The 18,028-nt window shown below is 49.8% G+C and carries 14 protein-coding genes; 3 read left to right on the top strand and 11 right to left on the bottom strand.

The genetic code is table 11. The features are described 5' to 3' along the window. Positions 1–29: 29 nt before the first annotated feature. From AM231_RS24065 to bcp, 4 genes are all read right to left on the bottom strand, one after another. Positions 30–1,205, bottom strand: coding sequence for an NAD(P)/FAD-dependent oxidoreductase (locus AM231_RS24065; protein WP_053489977.1), 1,176 nt, complete (start codon positions 1,203–1,205; stop codon positions 30–32). A gap of 32 nt (positions 1,206–1,237) precedes the next feature. Next, positions 1,238–1,708: a DUF1641 domain-containing protein gene (locus tag AM231_RS24060; protein WP_054404867.1), complete on the bottom strand. Its 471-nt coding sequence runs from the start codon at positions 1,706–1,708 to the stop codon at positions 1,238–1,240. A gap of 269 nt (positions 1,709–1,977) precedes the next feature. Then, on the bottom strand, positions 1,978–3,285 hold the full coding sequence (locus AM231_RS24055) for a polysaccharide deacetylase family protein (RefSeq protein ID WP_054404865.1): 1,308 nt from the start codon (positions 3,283–3,285) through the stop codon (positions 1,978–1,980). A 182-nt stretch (positions 3,286–3,467) separates the two neighbouring features. Continuing rightward, a complete protein-coding gene (gene bcp, locus AM231_RS24050; protein ID WP_054404862.1) occupies positions 3,468–3,941 on the bottom strand; it encodes a thioredoxin-dependent thiol peroxidase in 474 nt (157 codons plus the stop codon). Positions 3,942–4,079: 138 nt separating this feature from the next. Here bcp and AM231_RS24045 point away from each other — a divergent pair, with 138 nt between their 5' ends. The 3 genes from AM231_RS24045 (at position 4,080) to AM231_RS24035 (ending at position 7,577) form a co-directional block, all read left to right on the top strand. After that, positions 4,080–5,138 carry an LCP family protein gene (locus AM231_RS24045; protein WP_054404860.1) on the top strand — a complete coding sequence of 353 codons (1,059 nt, stop codon included), beginning with the start codon at positions 4,080–4,082 and terminating at the stop codon, positions 5,136–5,138. A gap of 79 nt (positions 5,139–5,217) precedes the next feature. Next, on the top strand, positions 5,218–6,534 hold the full coding sequence (locus AM231_RS24040) for a glutamate-1-semialdehyde 2,1-aminomutase (RefSeq protein WP_054404858.1): 1,317 nt from the start codon (positions 5,218–5,220) through the stop codon (positions 6,532–6,534). A gap of 170 nt (positions 6,535–6,704) precedes the next feature. Further along, complete coding sequence (locus AM231_RS24035) at positions 6,705–7,577, top strand: aminoglycoside 6-adenylyltransferase (protein WP_054404857.1); 873 nt, start codon at positions 6,705–6,707, stop codon at positions 7,575–7,577. Between the two features lie 185 nt (positions 7,578–7,762). On the opposite strand, the gene AM231_RS24030 is transcribed toward AM231_RS24035, so the two are convergent. From AM231_RS24030 to AM231_RS24000, 7 genes are all read right to left on the bottom strand, one after another. Further along, positions 7,763–9,211, bottom strand: coding sequence for an ABC transporter substrate-binding protein (locus tag AM231_RS24030; RefSeq protein WP_054404855.1), 1,449 nt, complete (start codon positions 9,209–9,211; stop codon positions 7,763–7,765). A 127-nt stretch (positions 9,212–9,338) separates the two neighbouring features. After that, positions 9,339–10,205 carry a carbohydrate ABC transporter permease gene (locus AM231_RS24025; RefSeq protein ID WP_053489984.1) on the bottom strand — a complete coding sequence of 289 codons (867 nt, stop codon included), beginning with the start codon at positions 10,203–10,205 and terminating at the stop codon, positions 9,339–9,341. Between the two features lies 1 nt (position 10,206). Continuing rightward, the gene (locus AM231_RS24020) at positions 10,207–11,142 is read right to left on the bottom strand and encodes a carbohydrate ABC transporter permease (protein WP_054404853.1); all 936 of its coding nucleotides are present in this window, start codon (positions 11,140–11,142) and stop codon (positions 10,207–10,209) included. A 98-nt stretch (positions 11,143–11,240) separates the two neighbouring features. Continuing rightward, positions 11,241–12,563 (bottom strand): response regulator transcription factor, encoded by a 1,323-nt coding sequence (locus AM231_RS24015; protein ID WP_054404851.1) that lies wholly within the window; start codon positions 12,561–12,563, stop codon positions 11,241–11,243. Further along, positions 12,563–14,395: a cache domain-containing sensor histidine kinase gene (locus AM231_RS24010; RefSeq protein ID WP_054404849.1), complete on the bottom strand. Its 1,833-nt coding sequence runs from the start codon at positions 14,393–14,395 to the stop codon at positions 12,563–12,565. The genes AM231_RS24015 and AM231_RS24010 overlap by 1 nt, the downstream gene beginning before the upstream one ends. 287 nt (positions 14,396–14,682) lie before the next feature. Next, a complete protein-coding gene (locus AM231_RS24005; RefSeq protein ID WP_082341790.1) occupies positions 14,683–16,548 on the bottom strand; it encodes an SLC13 family permease in 1,866 nt (621 codons plus the stop codon). A 160-nt stretch (positions 16,549–16,708) separates the two neighbouring features. Next, positions 16,709–17,968 (bottom strand): SGNH/GDSL hydrolase family protein, encoded by a 1,260-nt coding sequence (locus AM231_RS24000; RefSeq protein WP_054404847.1) that lies wholly within the window; start codon positions 17,966–17,968, stop codon positions 16,709–16,711. Positions 17,969–18,028 lie beyond the last annotated feature (60 nt).

The raw sequence follows: 18,028 nt of genomic DNA, 5'->3' as shown, positions 1-18,028 counted from the left end.
CCCATTATCTGTATGATGCCGCCTTTGGCTTAGTAAGCCAATGTGAACAAACCATTGATGTGGGACAGGTAACGCATGTTACTTGCCTCTTTCATCAAGGTTGCAGGCAGACCTTTCAATTGAGTCTTGTTAGCGCCAATGGTTCCGATGGCATCTTTACGTCCCAAGCTGCCAAGCGTACCGGAGAATACCGGCGTGAACGAAGCTGGTGCGCCGCCATTCAATTGAGCAAAGATATTGTAGCCGATCAGCTCGCCCATCTGCCATGCCAGCTGTGCTGTTGGAGGATATGGACGACCTTCAGGCCCCATAACCACAGCGCTGTCGCCAGCAACGTATACATCAGGGTGGGAAGCAGATTGCAGGAATTCGTTAACCACTGCACGTCCACGATTGACTTCGATGCCGCAGTTAGCCACAACGGAGTTGCCCTGTACGCCGCCAGTCCATACCAAGGTGCTGGTTTCGAACGTGCTGCCATCCTTCAGCTCAACGGTTGTACCGTCCATTTTGGTAATCGGCAGACCTGTCAGGAAGTTAACGCCGCGTTTTTGCAGGCTTGTTGTCGCACGGTCAACCAATTCAGCAGGGAAGCCCGGCAGAATGGAAGGAGCTGCTTCAACACAGTAGAGCGTGATTTCTTCTGGATCGATACCGTATTTGCGTGCAAGCTCGCTTCTCATATCGGCATATTCACCAACCAGCTCAACACCTGTCAAACCGCCGCCGCCAACCACGATGGTAGCGTCCGCTTTGTTCTTGGTTTTGCTGTATTCCGCAATGCGGGACTCCACATGAGCACGCAGACGGTTAGCGTCGTTCACGGACTTCAGAATGAAGCTGTTCTCTTGCAGTCCCGGAATGCCGAAGAATGCTGTTTCACTGCCCAGTGCGATAACCAAGGCATCATAAGTGAAGTTTCCGCCGTCATCGAGGGAAACCGAACGCTCATCTGGCTTGATTTCCTTCACGTTTCCGATGCGCAGGTCCACGTTCGCGCCGCGAAGAAGCTTATCGAGTGGCAAAGCTACTGCTTTCTCTGCAATGTTGCCTGCTGCCAGACGGTGCAATTCCGTAATGATCTGATGGGTTGGGAAACGGTTGATCAGCGTGATTTTTGCAGCCGCACCAAAATGCTCGCGTGCAGAAAGAGCGCTCAACAAGCCGCCATAGCCTCCGCCCAAAATTAAAATATGTTTAGACATGACCATCCTCCGTTCTTCGTATGATTTATGGATTAACGCTTGTTTTGTTGGTCGCGTTCGTTAAGAACGTCCAAAAAAGCCTGAGCATAGCGAAGACCCTTTTGCACTTGAGGATCTTTCAGCATTTTCATCAGACCAAACACGCCAATCTGAGCTTGGTCGCCTTGAGCATGTACACGGTCTCCGGCTTCAATGGCTGCAGATGCAACGCTTTTTGCTGTTGTCGTGATCGGCTTCGCGAATCCGCTAAGGGAAGCCATGGTGTCTTCCGCAAGAACGGGGTCCGTAGCTACGGATTTACCGAAGTCATAAGCTTTTGTCATAACTGCTAGCATTTCCGTAAGTTTTGGAAGATTGTCCACGAGAGTTGTGAGAGATTCCTGAACCTCGGGCTTGAGCAGTTGTTCGAGCAGCACATCAGGACGGCTGGACGCCGCAGCTTCTTGATTTCCTACAACGTTTTCCGAATTTTCGGACGGCTGTGGAGATGATGTTTCTGTCATAAAGTATTGCCTCCTTTTCTTTAAGTGAATTCCCAAGATGAACTTGGCGACGATCGAACCGGCTACCCTTTAATTTGGAGATACCCGGTTTCTATTATGCATCACTTACAAAAGTCGAACTTATGGGTGACCCATTATCGCCAAAATAAAGCAGGGGGATGACATCCCCCTCCTCTAATCTGAAACAATCGTTGGGATTGTGATAAATATCTCAAGTACTAGTCTATAACTTGTGCAGCATAATTACAAATAGAAATTGCAAATTCAGATTACAACGCAAGAACGCGATACTCGCTTTCTTGATATGTCACTTTTGTAACAGTTTTTCCGGAAAAGTCAAGCGCCTCCCGCAGCGGAATCCAAGCGGTTCCACCGATTAAGTGAATCTCCGAAGACACCGGTCTCTCCCCTGTTTGCATGGGGTACAGCAAGCCGCCCACCGGGTCTGCTTCCCAGCGTTTCCCTGCCAGGGTCACCTGCACGGTCTTGGTATGAGATTTCCAGGACACACTCCCGCCGAGCCGTTCCACCAAAGAGCGCAGCGGAACCATCAATCGGCCGTCAACCATTCTATATTCACCTGCCGCGAACGCCGTTTCCATACCTCCGAACTCCACGGCAAGCATACGTCCACTCTCAAATAATGCGGCATTGACTGCAACATGCTCATTTATCCACTGCTTAGATGGCTGCGAAGCCTTTTGGGCAGACGGTTTAGGACGAAATTGAACGGGCTGGGTTTCCGGAGTAAGAACCTCGAAGGTATAGCCTTGCTTTTTATAGTGCGAGATGATGTCAGGCAGAGCTTTTATGCTTTCGGCATGCCCTTTGCCATCATGAAGAAGCACAATTGCCTCATTGCCATTCACCTTCGTGGTTGCCCCTTTTAAAATATCCTTGGCTGGAACGCCCCTATATTTGGAATCGCCGCTGTCAACGTTCCAATCGAATACACGATATCCCCCCTGCTTCATATATTGAAAATAGGCTTCATCAAAATGTCCGGCCGTTCCCCCAGGAGCCCTCACCAGCTGGGGTCTTTCACCCGTGATCAAGCGGATGATCTCCTCCGTCTTCTTAATCTGTACCCAAAAATCCTGAAAATGCCCATAAAGCTTATCATAGCGGTGATCATAGGAATGATTGCCAATCGCATGCCCTTCCTCATAGATCCGATTAATAATCTCGGGGCGGGTCTCCGCTTCTTTTCCCACTACAAAAAACGTGCCCTTAATACCTTCCCGCTTTAAAATATCCAACACGTCAAGCGTTAAATCGGATGGTCCGTCATCAAATGTCAGATACACCGTCTTCTCCGTTTGTTTCTTATATGAAACAGGTGCGGCGTTCACAGCCGATGCGCTCTTGCTTGCAGGGATGATTTTCGGCTTGTTTGCTTCATACGCCTTCACTTGTATATTCTGCTGAGATACTGCCGCGGGTGCCGAAGCCATAGAAGGTTGTTCCACATACATATCCACCGGTTGCTCGATTGAAAGTCCCGTACCCATCGTGATCAACACTGCCAAAATGCCGAAGAATACCGCAATCGCTGTTACCCGCACCATACTTTTCATTATCAACTCTACCTCCATCGTTTCTATGAGTTCGGCTTCCTGATAGATTATATGGAGGGTGTTATAAAAAAAGACTAGATTTTGATAACTCGTTTGAAATAGCTGGAACCTCATTATTCAGCAAAAAAAACGGTCCCTTATGATGCCTGTCCAGGCATGCATAGGGACCGTTCTTCATATAGCTATGACAGCACGGCTGCGAGCACGGCCTCAACATGGCCCTTCACTTTCACCTTCCGCCATTCTGCTGCCAGCTTTCCGTTCTCGTCAATCAAAAAGGTCGAGCGAACAATGCCCATATACTCACGGCCGAACATTTTCTTCATCTGCCACACACCAAACATATCGCTGACCTTATGCTCCTCATCAGACAAGAGCAAGTAGGGCAGACTATGTTTATCAATGAATCTGGTGTGGGATTTCGGCGGATCCGGGCTAATCCCGATGACAACTGCGTCAGCTTGCTCCAAAGCACTATAATTATCCCTGAAGCTGCAGGCTTCTTCGGTACAGGTTGGAGTCATATTCTTCGGGTAGAAAAAAAGCACGACCTTGCGACCGCGAAAATCACTTAATGCTATCTCTTCCCCATTCGAAGCCGGGAGTGAAAAATCTGGTACCTGGCTTCCGATGGTCCACTCTACTTGATCTGCGATATTGGTTCGCCTCCTGTTGTATGGGACTTAAATCCGCAAAATTGATTGTCTTTTCTAAAAAAATTATAATAGAATGTATGTCGAATGTTCAAATGTTCTATCGAATGTATCATCAGCGTATCCGAAAGGAAGAACTTAATGACCAAAAAAACAAAGAAAACGATTATATGGATTGTTAGTATCATACTGGCCGCCATCATTGGCTACGGAATTTATTATGGAGTATCTTTTTACGACAGCTTGCAAGGTCTTCAGAAATCGGGAGAAGCCTCCCCTTTTAAGGAAATTGAACAGGTCGATGCCAAAGTCCCTGCGCCACCGGAGTGGGAAGGAACCGAGATGGTTAACATTCTCGTCATGGGCGTGGATGCACGCGGGTTCGAAGAAGGCGAGATTCCCCGTTCCGATAGCATGCTTGTAGCCTCCATTGATCCGGTAAAGAAGAAAATGTACTTATTCTCTATTTTGCGCGATACCTATGTAGACATACCCGGGCATGACCGAAACCGAATCAATACAGCCATTACTCACGGTCCGAATACGGCCATGAAGGCGGTTGGAGATCTGCTCGGCATGCCGATTCAATACTACGTCTACACTGATTTCCAAGGATTCATGAAGTTGGTCGATTCAGTCGGCGGGGTTGATTTCTATGTTGAGAAGGACATGAGCTATTCCAGTAAGGCAGACAAGAATGAATATGACATTGATCTGAAGCAGGGCATGCAGCATCTCGACGGTAATTCAGCGCTTCAGTATGTCCGGTTCCGCTATGATGCGATGGGCGATTTTACCCGCACAGAACGTCAACGCGAGCTGATAAAAGCAGTAGCCAAGAAAATGCAGACCACCACTTCGATTATGAAGCTGCCTGACATCCTGAAATCCGTCAGTCCGTATATTGATACCAATCTTGAGGTCGAAGATATGTGGAAACTCGCTAATGTCGCTTACAAGAGCAGCATGAGCGGCAGTGAGCAGGTGCCTCCTATGAAGCTGCTGAAGGAAGAACATATCGGTGGGGCTGCTGTCTTAACTGTCGGCAATTCGGATAGGCTGAAAGAGTATATCCAGGATATCGTAAACCCGCCAACACCTGATCCTGTAAGTGAAGACAGTCAGGACACAGAAGGTAATTCCAAGAGCAATCCTTCCGAAAGTTCAACAACTCCGTCATCAGTGACGGACCGCAACTAATACACTATTGGGTCAGGACAGGGCGCTATGTCATTTTAGCTTCCTGTCCTGCTTCATGAAGAAAGGGAGTTCAATTCATATGTCAACATCCAGAAACCGTTCAGAATCACTGTATCAAGAAGCGCTACAGCATATCGTGGGAGGCGTAAATAGCCCTTCCCGTTCATTTAAAGCCGTTGGGGGCGGTGCACCTGTCTTTATGAAGCGTGCAAGTGGCGCCCACTTCTGGGACGAGGATGGCAACCGCTACATCGATTATTTAGCAGCGTATGGTCCGATCATAACCGGACATGCCCATCCGCATATTACAGCGGCGATCACGGCGGCAGCTCAAAACGGCACCCTGTACGGGACGCCGACAGAGCTTGAGATCACCCTGGCCAAAATGCTGAAGGCAGCCATCCCGTCCATGGATAAGGTGCGTTTCGTCAATTCCGGCACCGAGGCTGTTATGACGACCATCCGAGTCGCCCGCGCGTACACCAAACGCAACAAAATTATTAAATTTGCCGGCTGTTACCACGGCCATTCCGATCTCGTCCTTGTGGCTGCCGGCTCCGGCCCTTCCACACTTGGCATTCCGGACAGTGCAGGAATCCCTACAAGCATCGCAACCGAAGTTATTACCGTTCCGTTCAACGATTTGGAAGGCCTGCAAGCTGCCCTTGACCGATGGGGTGATGATGTCGCTGCCGTAATGGTGGAGCCGATCGTCGGCAACTTCGGGATGGTGATGCCGAAAGAGGGATTCCTGGAAGGCTTATGCAAGATGGCGCACGACAACGGCTCGCTTGTCATTTATGACGAGGTCATCAGTGCTTTCCGTTTCCATTACGGTTCGGCCCAAACCTATGCAGGCTTAACCAATCATGAAGCAATTCAGCCGGATCTTACGGCTCTTGGCAAAATCATCGGCGGCGGGCTTCCAATCGGTGCTTATGGCGGCCGCAAACACGTGATGGAACAGGTTGCACCGCTTGGCCCAGCTTATCAGGCAGGAACCATGGCCGGCAATCCTGCTTCCATCACAGCCGGAATCGCCTGCTTGGAGGTGCTGCAGGGTGAAGGTGTATATGAAGAAATGGAGCGCTTGACGATCAAGCTGACAGAAGGCCTACAGGCATCCGCAGACCGCCACGGTGTCCCGCTTACGATTAATCGCATCCGCGGCTCCTTCTCCACTCACTTCTGCGATCATCCGGTAACGAACTATGACGAAGCGCAGGATACCGACGGTGAAGCCTTTGCGGCGTTCTTCCGCCACATGCTGGACCGCGGCGTGAACCTGGCCCCTTCCAAATACGAAGCCTGGTTTATGACCACGGCTCATACGGATGCCGATATTGAAGATACGCTAGAGGCAGCGGAAGAATCCTTCAAGGCTATGAAGAAATAACTTAACTAAATTCAAATGCGTAAAGGAGATTTCCTTATGAAAAAACGCTTGAACAAGTTATAACATGCTCCATATCCATGCCATGCTTCTACGGTCCGGATTCGTGGACCTCCTGACCTGTCCGATTTGATTCATGCTTAATCCAAATAGGAATAAGGAGGCTGGAAAGTATGAGAAGCGAACAAGAAATGATAGATTTGGTATTGGGCTACGCAGCCCGCGACGAACGGGTTCGGGCCGTGACCCTGGAAGGCTCCAGAACGAATCCCAACGTGCCTAAGGATATTTTTCAAGATTACGATATCAGCTTTCATGTGACGGACATGGAGAGCTTCATTCAGGATCCGAGCTGGATTGACGTTTTCGGAGAACGGTTGATTCTGCAGACACCGGAAGATATGGCCTTGTTTCCCCCGGATCTTGGGGCCTGGTTCTCGTACTTGATGTTGTTTACCGACGGCAACCGGATCGACATGACTCTAATTCCTATTGAGGACAAGGAGAAATACTGTAAGGAAGACAAACTGATCCAGATTTTACTGGATAAAGATCAGTCCTTCCCTAAGGTTGCTCCTCCGTCAGATGAGGATTTTTGGGTACAGCGCCCGTCTGCGGCATTCTTCGCTGATTGCTGCAACGAGTTCTGGTGGGTTTCTACGTATGTGGCAAAAGGCTTATGGCGGAAAGAAATACTGTATGCCCAAGACCATCTTCACAACATCATGCGACCGATGCTGATGAAGATGCTGGAGTGGCAGGTAGGTATCCAGACCGACTTCTCGCTCAGTGTTGGCAAAAACGGCAAGTACCTGAAAAACTACCTGTCCCCGGGCAGCTGGAACGAGCTGATGTCTACCTATCCTCGCGGAACTTACGAAGAGGTGTGGGATGCGCTGTTTGCGATGGCTAGACTGTTCCGGGGAACTGCGCTTGAAGTTGCTGAGCAGCTTGGCTTTAAGTATGATAACGGGCAGGACCAGCGCGTAACGGGCTTCCTACAGCATGTCGGGCAGCTGCCAGCAGATGCCCAGGAAATCTATTGATTTTGCGGCAATTGCGGCTCCCTTGATCCCAAAGTCGAATTTGGTAGCCGCGCCCGTAGAGAACTGATGATAGTTCCGATTCAAGTTCCTGATACCAATATGAATCAGCAAAGAGAGACGCCGGAGCGGCGTCTCTCTTTTTATGCTACAGAACTCTCTATCATCCTATCCGGGGTTGCCACCCCTTATTTCTGTTCGATTTTATCGAAGAAGTTCTCCTGAACCAACTTGGCCGTATCGTCCAGCTGTTTCTTGGAATCCGTACCTTCCTTGGAGAACGATTCCTGCACGACGTTGGACATCGCCGCATAATAATCCTGCGTGCCGAATTGTGCTTCCGTTTTGCCTTCTAACAGACTGAAGAGCTGCGGATCATATTTGTAGACGTTGTCGTACTTATCGTAGATAGCTTTGACCTTTGCAGCATACTCGGAATCATCGCTAAAATATTCTAGCGGCGTCGGTACAAAGTATTTGCCTTCGGCTTTACGGGCATTAATCGTGTCTTCCACTGATTTCAGCGCATCGTCTGTAAAATAATCAAACGTGATATAGCGGAATGCCATTTCCTGCTCTTCCTTCGTGGCATTTGGATTAATGACCAGGTAATTGCCGCCCAAAATGCCGTGGTGCGCTCCGCCCTTCTCCATTGCAGGCATCGGATATGCAATCACATCTTCCGGCTTCATACCACCTTCATTCAGTGCTGGCTGAATCACGTCAAATGCGCCTGCGATGACCATGGCTGTGCGTCCTTGCTGGAACGAGCTGATCGCATCGCCCCAACCGAGGGCCCAGTCCTGCGGAATGGCATTTGCTTCCCATCTTAGCTTCTTGTAGAAATCCAATGCCTTCACACCGGCTTCCGAGTTAAACACCGCTTTCACTTTGCCGTCTTCGTTCACTTCAATGTCCCCGCCAGCTTCAAACAAGAAGTTAGTCCAGTTCCAGCCAGCTTCATTCCCCTTGCCCATCGGTGCGATTCCGGATATGCCGGCCTTCGGGTCCGCAGCGCCTTTCGCTGTGTTGTACATATCGTCCCATGTCCAATCCATTGGCGGAACAGGCACGCCCTTCGCATCCAGCAGCTTCTTGTTCACGACCGTAGACGTAATATAACCATTCTGCGTTACACCGTATACCTTGCCGTCCACGATGAATTGATTCTGCAGCACGGGATTCATATCATCCTTGTACTCCCAGTCGTTCCAGAACTCCGTGATGTCAGCCACCCAGCCCCGCTCCACAAGCAGCTGTGCTTCCGTAGCCCACGTGTTATAAAATGTCGGTGCTTCGTTCGAAGCCATCTTCACTCCAATTTCGTTAACGCTGTACTGCCAATCGTCCTTTACGATGGTCACATTTGGATATTTCGCCTGGAAACGGGCAATTTTATCATCCTCCTGCTGTCGCAGCGTCGTGTCATCCGGCAGCGGATAATGAACCTTGATCGTGATCTTTTGGTCCGCGATGTCCTCCTTCGGTTCCTCCGTCTGTGTCGTGGTTGTTTCCCCCGAGTTCGTGGTCCCTCCCTCTTTATTCGTGACCTCCGGCGCCGCTTTGCCGCCGCCGCACGCGGCGAGCAAGGAGCTGAACAGCAAAAGGCAGATCAGTAGTGCTGAGAACTTGCGCATGGATACTCCCCTTTTCCTTATTGAGTTGATAATGTTTCCTATCTCCATCATAAAATCGAAACCTCGAAAGGACGATGTGCATTCATATGACGATCATGTGCATGGCTACGATCGTGTATGTGCTACCCTATCCTTTGACGGCTGAGAGACTGACGCTGCGCATAATAAATTTCTGGAATACCAGAAATACGAAGATCGGCGGCACCATCACCATGAACAGGATTGAGAATTTGATACTGCTGTCCAAGCTCCTGGCATTGATGACATATTTGTAGATCGCCGTAGCCAGCGTGTATTTATCTTGTGTCTGCATGACGAGCGACGGCCAGAACCAGTCATTCCATGCCGTGGAGAAAGTAAAGATCGCGAGCGTTGCGAAGATCGGAACGGACAGCGGAATGGCGATCCGCAGGAAACTGCTTATCTCCGAAGCGCCGTCGATGCGCGCTGCCTCGAATATCTCCGGATGAATGCCGTCGAAGAAGTTTTTGATCAGCAGGAAGAAATACGCATTCGCCCCAGCCGGCAGCCAGAAGGCCCAGTAGGAATTCAGCAGACCGAGCTCCTTCAGGTTGACGAAATTCGGAATCATGTAACTCGACGCCGGGATAAACAAGGTCATAAGAATGAAGAAATAGATGGCCCGGTGATAGGGGACCCGGATGCGGGAAATGCTGAATGCTGCCATGCCTAACACCAAAATCGTGACCAGCAGATTGCCGCCGAAAATAAGCAGCGTATTCTTCAGAAACATCGGCAAATCGATGTATGCCCACCCCTTCGGGAAGTTACCCCAGTGCCATTCCGATGGGAAAAAGCGCGGCGGAAACGTATTGATCTCCTGATTACTCTTCAATCCGTTGAACATTGTCATGCCAATCGGGTACAGCATCGTGAAGGTCATTATGGCAATGCACAGCACCATAAACCCGTAAACTGCCTTATTCCACGGTTTTCTCAAATCCGAAGCGGACAGTATGCCTCTCTCTTTCATCCTAGTACTCCTCCCTGTTCATCTTGAATTGCAGGATGCCCAGCAAACTCAGCACAAGGAACATTAAGATGCCCATCGCGGTTCCCGCTCCGTAATCCAGCTGGTTAAACGCATACTTAACGGTAAGCAGCGCATAGGTGAGCGTGGCCTTGTTCGGTCCGCCATCCAGCATGGCCAGCTGTGATTGATAGGCCTGCGAGGTACCAATCAGCTGCAGAATCAGCATGAGTATAATCAGATTGCGCATCGATGGGAGCGTAATGTATTTGATCCGTGCCCATACGTCCGCACCATCGATTTCGGCCGCCTCATACCAATCTTTCGGGATGCTGAGCACGCCGGCCAGATAAATCAGCATCGCCGAGCCGAATTGCTGCCATGTCTCCATCACGACAAGTGAAACCATGGAGAAGCGGCTATCCGATATGAACGACACCGGTTCTGCCCCGAAGAAGCCGAACAGAGCGTTGATCGGACCAACCGGATCATACATCCATCTCCACATGCCGTAGAGAACGACGCCGGGAACAACAAACGGAAGGTACGCCGCAATCCGTGCGAAGCCCTGGAACAGCTTCAGCTCCGAGATGGCAATAGAGGCCGCAATGGGCACCCAGAAGCCGATCACAAGCGTTAACAGCATGAAATACAATGTATTTCTTACCGACAACAGCAAGTCAGGATTGCCCAGAACCTTGGCATAATTATCGAACCCGACAAAGATGTTTCCTTTGACAAAATCGATATGAAAAAAGCTGTAAAAAATCCCTTTGAAGATCGGCACCCATAAAAAGACAACAAAGATCGCAATCGCTGGTACGAGGAATAAATATCCCCATAAATACTTCTTCCACAGCGGCTTGCGCTTGTGCTCCATTTGGGTGTGATGACCGGGCTCTGTCCGAGCCTGGCCGTGTGGCATGGCCGTTTCTCCCATCTGACTCCCTCATTCCTTTTATTCAATGTCTAGCTATTATTGTAAAAAAGCAGGGGAGTCTTCGAACATGTCTAAAACTATGTGAAGTATAACCGTTCTTACTTCTTTAGCTCGCTCGGGCTGACGCCGTAGTACTTTTTAAAGATTTTGCTAAAATGTTCAGGGGATTCATAGCCAACCCGTTCGGCAATCTCGTACCGGCGGAGATCCGTGCTCAGGATCAGGGACCTGCTCTCCTCCATCCGCAGCGTCACCACATATTCCCACAGGCTGCTGCCGGTATATTTTTTGAACAGATAACTCAAATAGTTCGGGCTCACATGATTGTTCTTGGCTACCTCGTGAATCGTCAATCCCTTCTGGCGGTAATGATCCTCGATATATTGCCTCGTATTCTCCACGATCCGGTTGCTCTGGCTCGAGAGCACCTCCTGCGATGTCTCCTGGGCATAGTTATGCCAATTAAAATCCCCGTAATAAAACACATGAAAATCGTGCAGCTGCTCACTCCACAGCATCGCCTTATCCGCCTGGCGGCTGAGCACACTCAGGAATTCCGGCCCCCTCAATATCTGGCTGATGCCCACGGTACAGCTCTGTTTCAGATGCAGCTCCACATGATGGTGCAGGCTCCGGCCGATCATCTCCAAATGATGGATTTTCCCGCTTGCGTTCTCTTCCATTTCCTGCTCGCTCCATTGAAGGATGATGTTGATGTCCCGCTTCGGCGAATAGAACACCAAGGTCTGCGCCTCCTGCTCCAGAAGCTCCTTGGCGATATTCAGCGCTGCATATTGGATCAGGCTTATATCCTGCTTTGAAAAAGGAATGCTGCTTCTCTCTCCCATCAGGTCCAGCTTCATCTTAATGACGGCAAAATATGGGCCAATTATGCCGAGCTCCGACTCGTCAGATTCAGCTTGATCGGGCTGATTTGACTCCATCGAGAGCCTCTGATTCAGCTGCTCTATTCGTTCGGATGGAGGCTCCTCCATCCGAAAATGCTCGTTATCGGCCATGAGAAACTGCTCAACCTGAGGTGCTGAGCGATCCATCTTGAGCAGCACGCTGCGGACTGAATCCAGAAACTGCTCGCTATCCAGCGGCTTGATCAAATAATCCTTAGCTCCAAGCTGAAGCGCCCGCTGCGCATATTGAAATGTTTCGTGGGCTGAAATGATGATCGTCTGAACCCATGGCTTTATGATCTTCGCCTGCTGCATCAGCTCAATGCCGTTCATCTCGCCCATCTGGATATCGGTGACCAGCAGATCGATATCCCCCATTCGTATGTAGTCCAACGCTTCCTGCCCGCTGTAGGCCGTTGCAATCCCCTCAATCGCAAGCCCAGAGGACGTTAACAGTCCGGCCAAGCCCTTACAGATCAAAGGTTCGTCATCTACCACTAAAATGTTATACATCAGGAAACCTCCTGTCCGATTGTGGTAATGGTTGTTGGCTCTGTTCGGGGAATTGTAATCGTCACACGGGTTCCCCCTTCTTCCCTTGGTTCATATTGAAGCCCGTAGCGGCTGCCAAAGTGCAGCCGGATCCGTTCCTGAATATTGCGGATGCCATAGCCCAGCGAAGGATCTGGCGCTTCATCATGAAGCAGCCTGCGGATAGATTCGTAGTTTACGGGGCGAAAGCCGTTGTCCTCAATGACGATCCGACAGCAATCATGCTCCTGATGGCCTGAAATCTGGATGGTCCCGTCCTCGCCCATATTTTTAATGCCATGAATAATCGCGTTCTCCAGAAGCGGCTGCAGCATAATTTTCGGCACGTGATTCGTCAGCAATGACTCGGGAACGTCCCACTTGATAGTGAACTGGTAATCATAACGGTTCAGCTGGAGATTCATATAAGCTCCCGCATGCTCAAGCTCTTCGCCAAGCGTAATAAGGTCACGGCCCCGGCTAAGACTGATCTTCATCAATTTGGATAAATCCTTAATCATCTCTGCTGACTCGGTGTTCCCTTCCATCGTGCTCTTCCAGTAAATGCTCTCCAAGGTGTTGTACAGCAAATGGGGGTTGATCTGCTGATAGAGCAGCTGGAGCTGCGCTTCCTTCTGCTTCAAATCCATATCATATTTGTAATGGATCAGATCATTCAAACGGCGGGCCATATCATAGATCGTGGAGATGAGCACGCTCACTTCATCTTTTCTGCGTCGATACGGGGTTTCCGGCACGACATTGCCCGGTTCGTACCTTCGCACGAAATGTGCCAGCTTCTGAAGAGGCGTCATCAGCGACTGCCAGAAGTAGAAAATGATAATGAGGCCGACGGCAAAATAAGCGATGGAAATAACCTGAATAACACGCTTCATTTCGCTTTGCTGGGCGAGCAGCGTTTTGACGGGTACCTTGTAAACCAGCTTCTGCTGGATCACATAGTTATAATCGATGACATAGATGAAATCCGACGTGATCACATCCATGACGCCAATTGTGGAATGACCCGGATTCGCTTCAGGCGGCAATTCCAACTTGCCCGCCTTGTCTTTTACCGAGGAAGTTAGAATATTGTCGTTCCAGTCCGTAAAATACAGTTCTCCATCCGGTATTGACACCGTCGATAATGACTCGCCAATCCGCGCATCCAAATTCGTGACCACCAGAACGCCGATGGTCCCTCCCTTATAAATGTTGTTCACGGCCCGCACATAGCTTAAGGTCTCTTCATCCTGTCGCCCTTGCACCGGCGGCGACAAATTCGCCATGCGCTTAAGATACCCGTTCCCTTTCATCGCCACGGCTTCATCGAACCAGGCGGGCTTTTCCTGCTCGTCGGAGAAAAAATACACACCTGCCTTTCTGCGGTCAGGGTAGTACGGAGCAAAAAAATAGTTGTTATCCGGGTCATATACATAGAGCGAGTAATAAACTGGTTCACGCTCATCGGTCTCTTGGGAGAAGGACAGCAGCATCTTTTCGAGCCGCTCATAATTTTTGACGCGCTCCAGTACGGTGCTCTCGGCAAAGGTGTCGAGCTGCTGGATCTGCGAGTTTTGGATGACGGTCGATGTCACCTTGTTAACGGTTTCTATGTCCCGGTTTATCAGCTTAAAATTTTGCTTGTTCAGTTCGATATAGGCATTAGTCACATGACTCTTTAGGATTTGACCCGCCATGGAATTCCCGTAAGCGTTCAGCGCAAATAACGGGATGACCAGCACCAGGAACAGCAGGATCATCTGCTGTTTGATATTCATGCGGCGAAGCGGATTTTTGAAACGATTTCTCATCGGTCCTAGCACCTCCGGCTTTCTCAAGCATAGCAACAATCCAGCGGCACCAGCGTATGCATTTCTACGGAAATGATGCCCATATTTACGATGGAGCAGGAAGTTACAAGTTGAGTTATTAGCCTTGGGACTGGTGATTTCCTGCTAAATTGGCGGGCAGTGTGGAATTGTCTTGTTTGGCATTTTTGGGGCGGCTAAGCATCAACCATATAAAAAGCCCCCATGCAGGTCCTTTGTATTGGACCCAACATGGGGGCGTGGATATCTACGAAATCATAATTTCTCTTTTAAAACGGAAAGAACAGCGGCAGCGCAGCCATCATTACAAGCCCGATCACCAACTGGAGCGGTAGCCCGACCTTAACATAGTGACTGAATTTATACCGCCCTGCCGACATGACAAGTGCGTTCGGCGGTGTAGAGAACGGCGAAGCAAAACACATGCTTGCTCCGATAGAAACCGCGAACAGGAATGGATATGGACTCGCCCCCATCTGAATTGCAGCCGTTAAGGCAATCGGGGCAAACAATACGGCGCAGGCTGTGTTACTGATAAACATCGTCAATATTGAAGTCGTAAAATAGACGCCAGCCAGCAGCGCAAGCGGCCCGTAACTGCCCAGTGAGTTAACCAGCATATCCGAAATCATCGTGGCGGCCCCTGTCTTCTCGATCGCAATAGACATCGGAATCATGCCGCCAATCAGCACGATACTTTCCCAGTTGACCGTCTTGTAAGCTTCCTCCATGTTACGTACACAGCCAAACACAACCATCAATACGGCCGCAATCATAACGGAAGCTACAGCAGGAATCCATTCGGTCACGAGCAGAATCACCATTAGCAGCATAATCCCTGCTGCAATCGGCGCTTTATGATCCATTGTCACTTTGCGCGATTCCTCTGCTGGCTGTCCAACCACAACTACATCCGTTTGCTCGGCAGCCAGCAGCGCTATGTCCTTCCAGGTGCCCTGAACGAGGAGCGCATCGCCAAGGCGCATTTTCTCCTCCTTGAGATGGTTCAGCAAGTACTGTTCTTTTCGCTGAATGCCCAGGATGTTGACCCGATACTTCTCCCGGAAGCCCGAATGCTTAACAAGCCGGCCAATCAGACGCGATGAGGGGGTCAGCATCACTTCGGCAATGCCGACATCGCTCGTGGCATATTGCGATTCTACCGCATGCTTTCGATGCTCAGGCACGCCCTGGTCCAGCATAACAAGCCCATATGTCTCCGCAAATTCGGCCGCCTTCTCGAACGGGCCGTTCACATAGAGAATGTCGTCTTCTTCAATCACCGTCTCAGGACCCGCGATTTCCTGATTGATCGTCTTGAAGAATTGATTCTTGGCCGACATTTTGCGGCGGATCTCAATAACATTTATTTCGAATTTCGCTGGAATATCCAGCTCCCTCAGGGTCTTGGACCGTATGGAGGAGTCTGCGAGAGCCTGTATCCGGTACAGGTTCTGGGTCAGCTGATACTGCTTGGCGAGCTCTCGAAGTGACCGTCCATGCTTGTTGGCATTTCCACCTTCTTCATTGCTGGGAAGAAAACGGCGCAGGAACAATATCGCTAGAATCCCCGTTACCAGACAGACCAGACCAATCGGCAGAAAAGTGAAGAATGATAATCTTTCATATCCTCCATTAATAAGCGCCTCCTGAATAACCAGGTTGGGCGGTGTTCCGATCAGCGTCAACATACCCCCAAGACTGCTCGCAAAAGCTAGAGGCATCAGCAGCCGCCCCGGATTAATCTCGGCGCTGTATGCCAGGCTGACAACGATGGGAAGCATCACAGCCACGGTGCCGGTATTGCTGACGAATCCGCCAATAAGCGACGTCACCAGCATGACCATAATCAACAGCTTTGTCTCGCTCCCACCACCTAGTTTAAGCAGCTTGCCGCTTGCCATCTTCGCGAGCCCTGTCTGAAAGATCCCTCCGCCCACGACAAACAAGCCGATCATCATAATGACAACCGAATTGGAAAAGCCCGACAATGCTTCCGCTGGGCTCAGAATATCCGTTAGCATAAGTACCATCAATACGCCAATTGCGACCAAATCCGACCGCACTTTTCCCGACATGAACAATACGGATGCCACTGCTAACACAGATAACGTCACGATCATCGGTGTATTCATTGCTTTGTTCCCCCTATAATGCCATATCTATGTTTCTCCAAGATTCGACATACAGGCTGCCTTCTCCTGCCCATCCTGCGTTTATTCAATCGTAGGCGTCCGCAAAAGAAGAAACTGCAACGGCCTTCACGCATCCGTTGCAGTTTATATTGGGTAAGAATTACAAATTAATAAATGCTGTACGTAATTTGGCACTGTATTGAACATCAAAGCCGAGACCCGATACAATCACTGCGAGCGGAACATAGGCTTTATCTTCTTTTCCTACTTTGTGCAGGAATGCCGGTGTATCAATCGGCACAGCAGTACCGTCTACTAGTACGGTTTTCGCACCGATCGTCACAACGACCGTCCGATCTCCGTATGTAATGGTCGCGCTGGATGTTTTATTATCCCATTTGGTGGTCGCTCCAACCGCATTCACGATATCCTGTATCGCTACGTAGTTCAGGTTATCGCGTAGAATCGGCTTATAAGGAGTGTTCAGCTCTTGCCCCTTCACCATGATACGCATCTGTGCCTGCTCTTGCGCGGGAGGATTCTTGTAGCTGCCCCAGATGGTCTCTGCAAACACGCTGGCTATCGTTTCATATCCATATTGATTCGGATGAATATCCTCTTTTAGGATGTGAGTCATCGTCAGCTCTGAACCCACGAACTTCTTTGCAACATGGGCTACCTTGATGTCCACGCCCTGACTTGAAAAGCTATCCGCCATGCTATCCACCAATTTGGTGAATTCCCCAGCTGCGTCTAACAATTTAGGGTATGAGGCTTCGCTAGCGATTTTGGGCACGGGGTTATACTGGTCCGCCACCACAATCGCTGCCTCGGGGTTCATACTGTGCAGATTGGTTATGACGGAAGAAACATTGTCCGTGTAGCTCTTGAACAATTCCTCCATCTTCGCTTTCAACTGCTCGTCGCTTAATGTGTTCACTGTGCTGACCAGACTCATCATGTCATTACCACCGATGGTAATGGTTATCAAATCAGCAGCAGCAATAACGTTCTTCGCTTTCGCTGCCTCAGCGCCAATCTGTTTGGTGCGTGGATCGATCCCACTGAGTCCCGGCTGCATTTCCTCTGCTGTGATCGCCCGTTCATCCACGACGGCCTGGATATAATGTTTAAGCCCGTCGGTCTTCAGACCGCCAATCCCCAGATTTGTTACTTCCGTCCGTCCATGAAACAAACCTTGCTCATACAGCCGATCAACAAAACCGTAGGGTTTGCTGTTCATATCCATACCCGGCTCATACCCGACGGTCAGCGAATCCCCCAATGTAACAATTCGATAAGTATTCTGGTCTGTCACCTCATCGGCATAAGCTGGTGCAACGCCCGGCCCAATCAGTACTGCCGTGAGTGTCAGTGTACCGGTCATTGCCGCCAGCCGCTTCTTCCATTGTTTAAACATGCTCTCACTCCCCTAATATCAATACCTCAATTCTACTTATTTTATCATTACCCACCTGTG

Origin of the sequence: Paenibacillus solani (assembly GCF_001277345.1) — a bacterium.
In the GTDB taxonomy this organism is placed as follows: domain Bacteria; phylum Bacillota; class Bacilli; order Paenibacillales; family Paenibacillaceae; genus Paenibacillus_AQ; species Paenibacillus_AQ solani.
The sequence above is the reverse complement of the archived record's forward strand: the minus strand, read 5'-3'. Positions and strand labels throughout refer to the sequence as shown.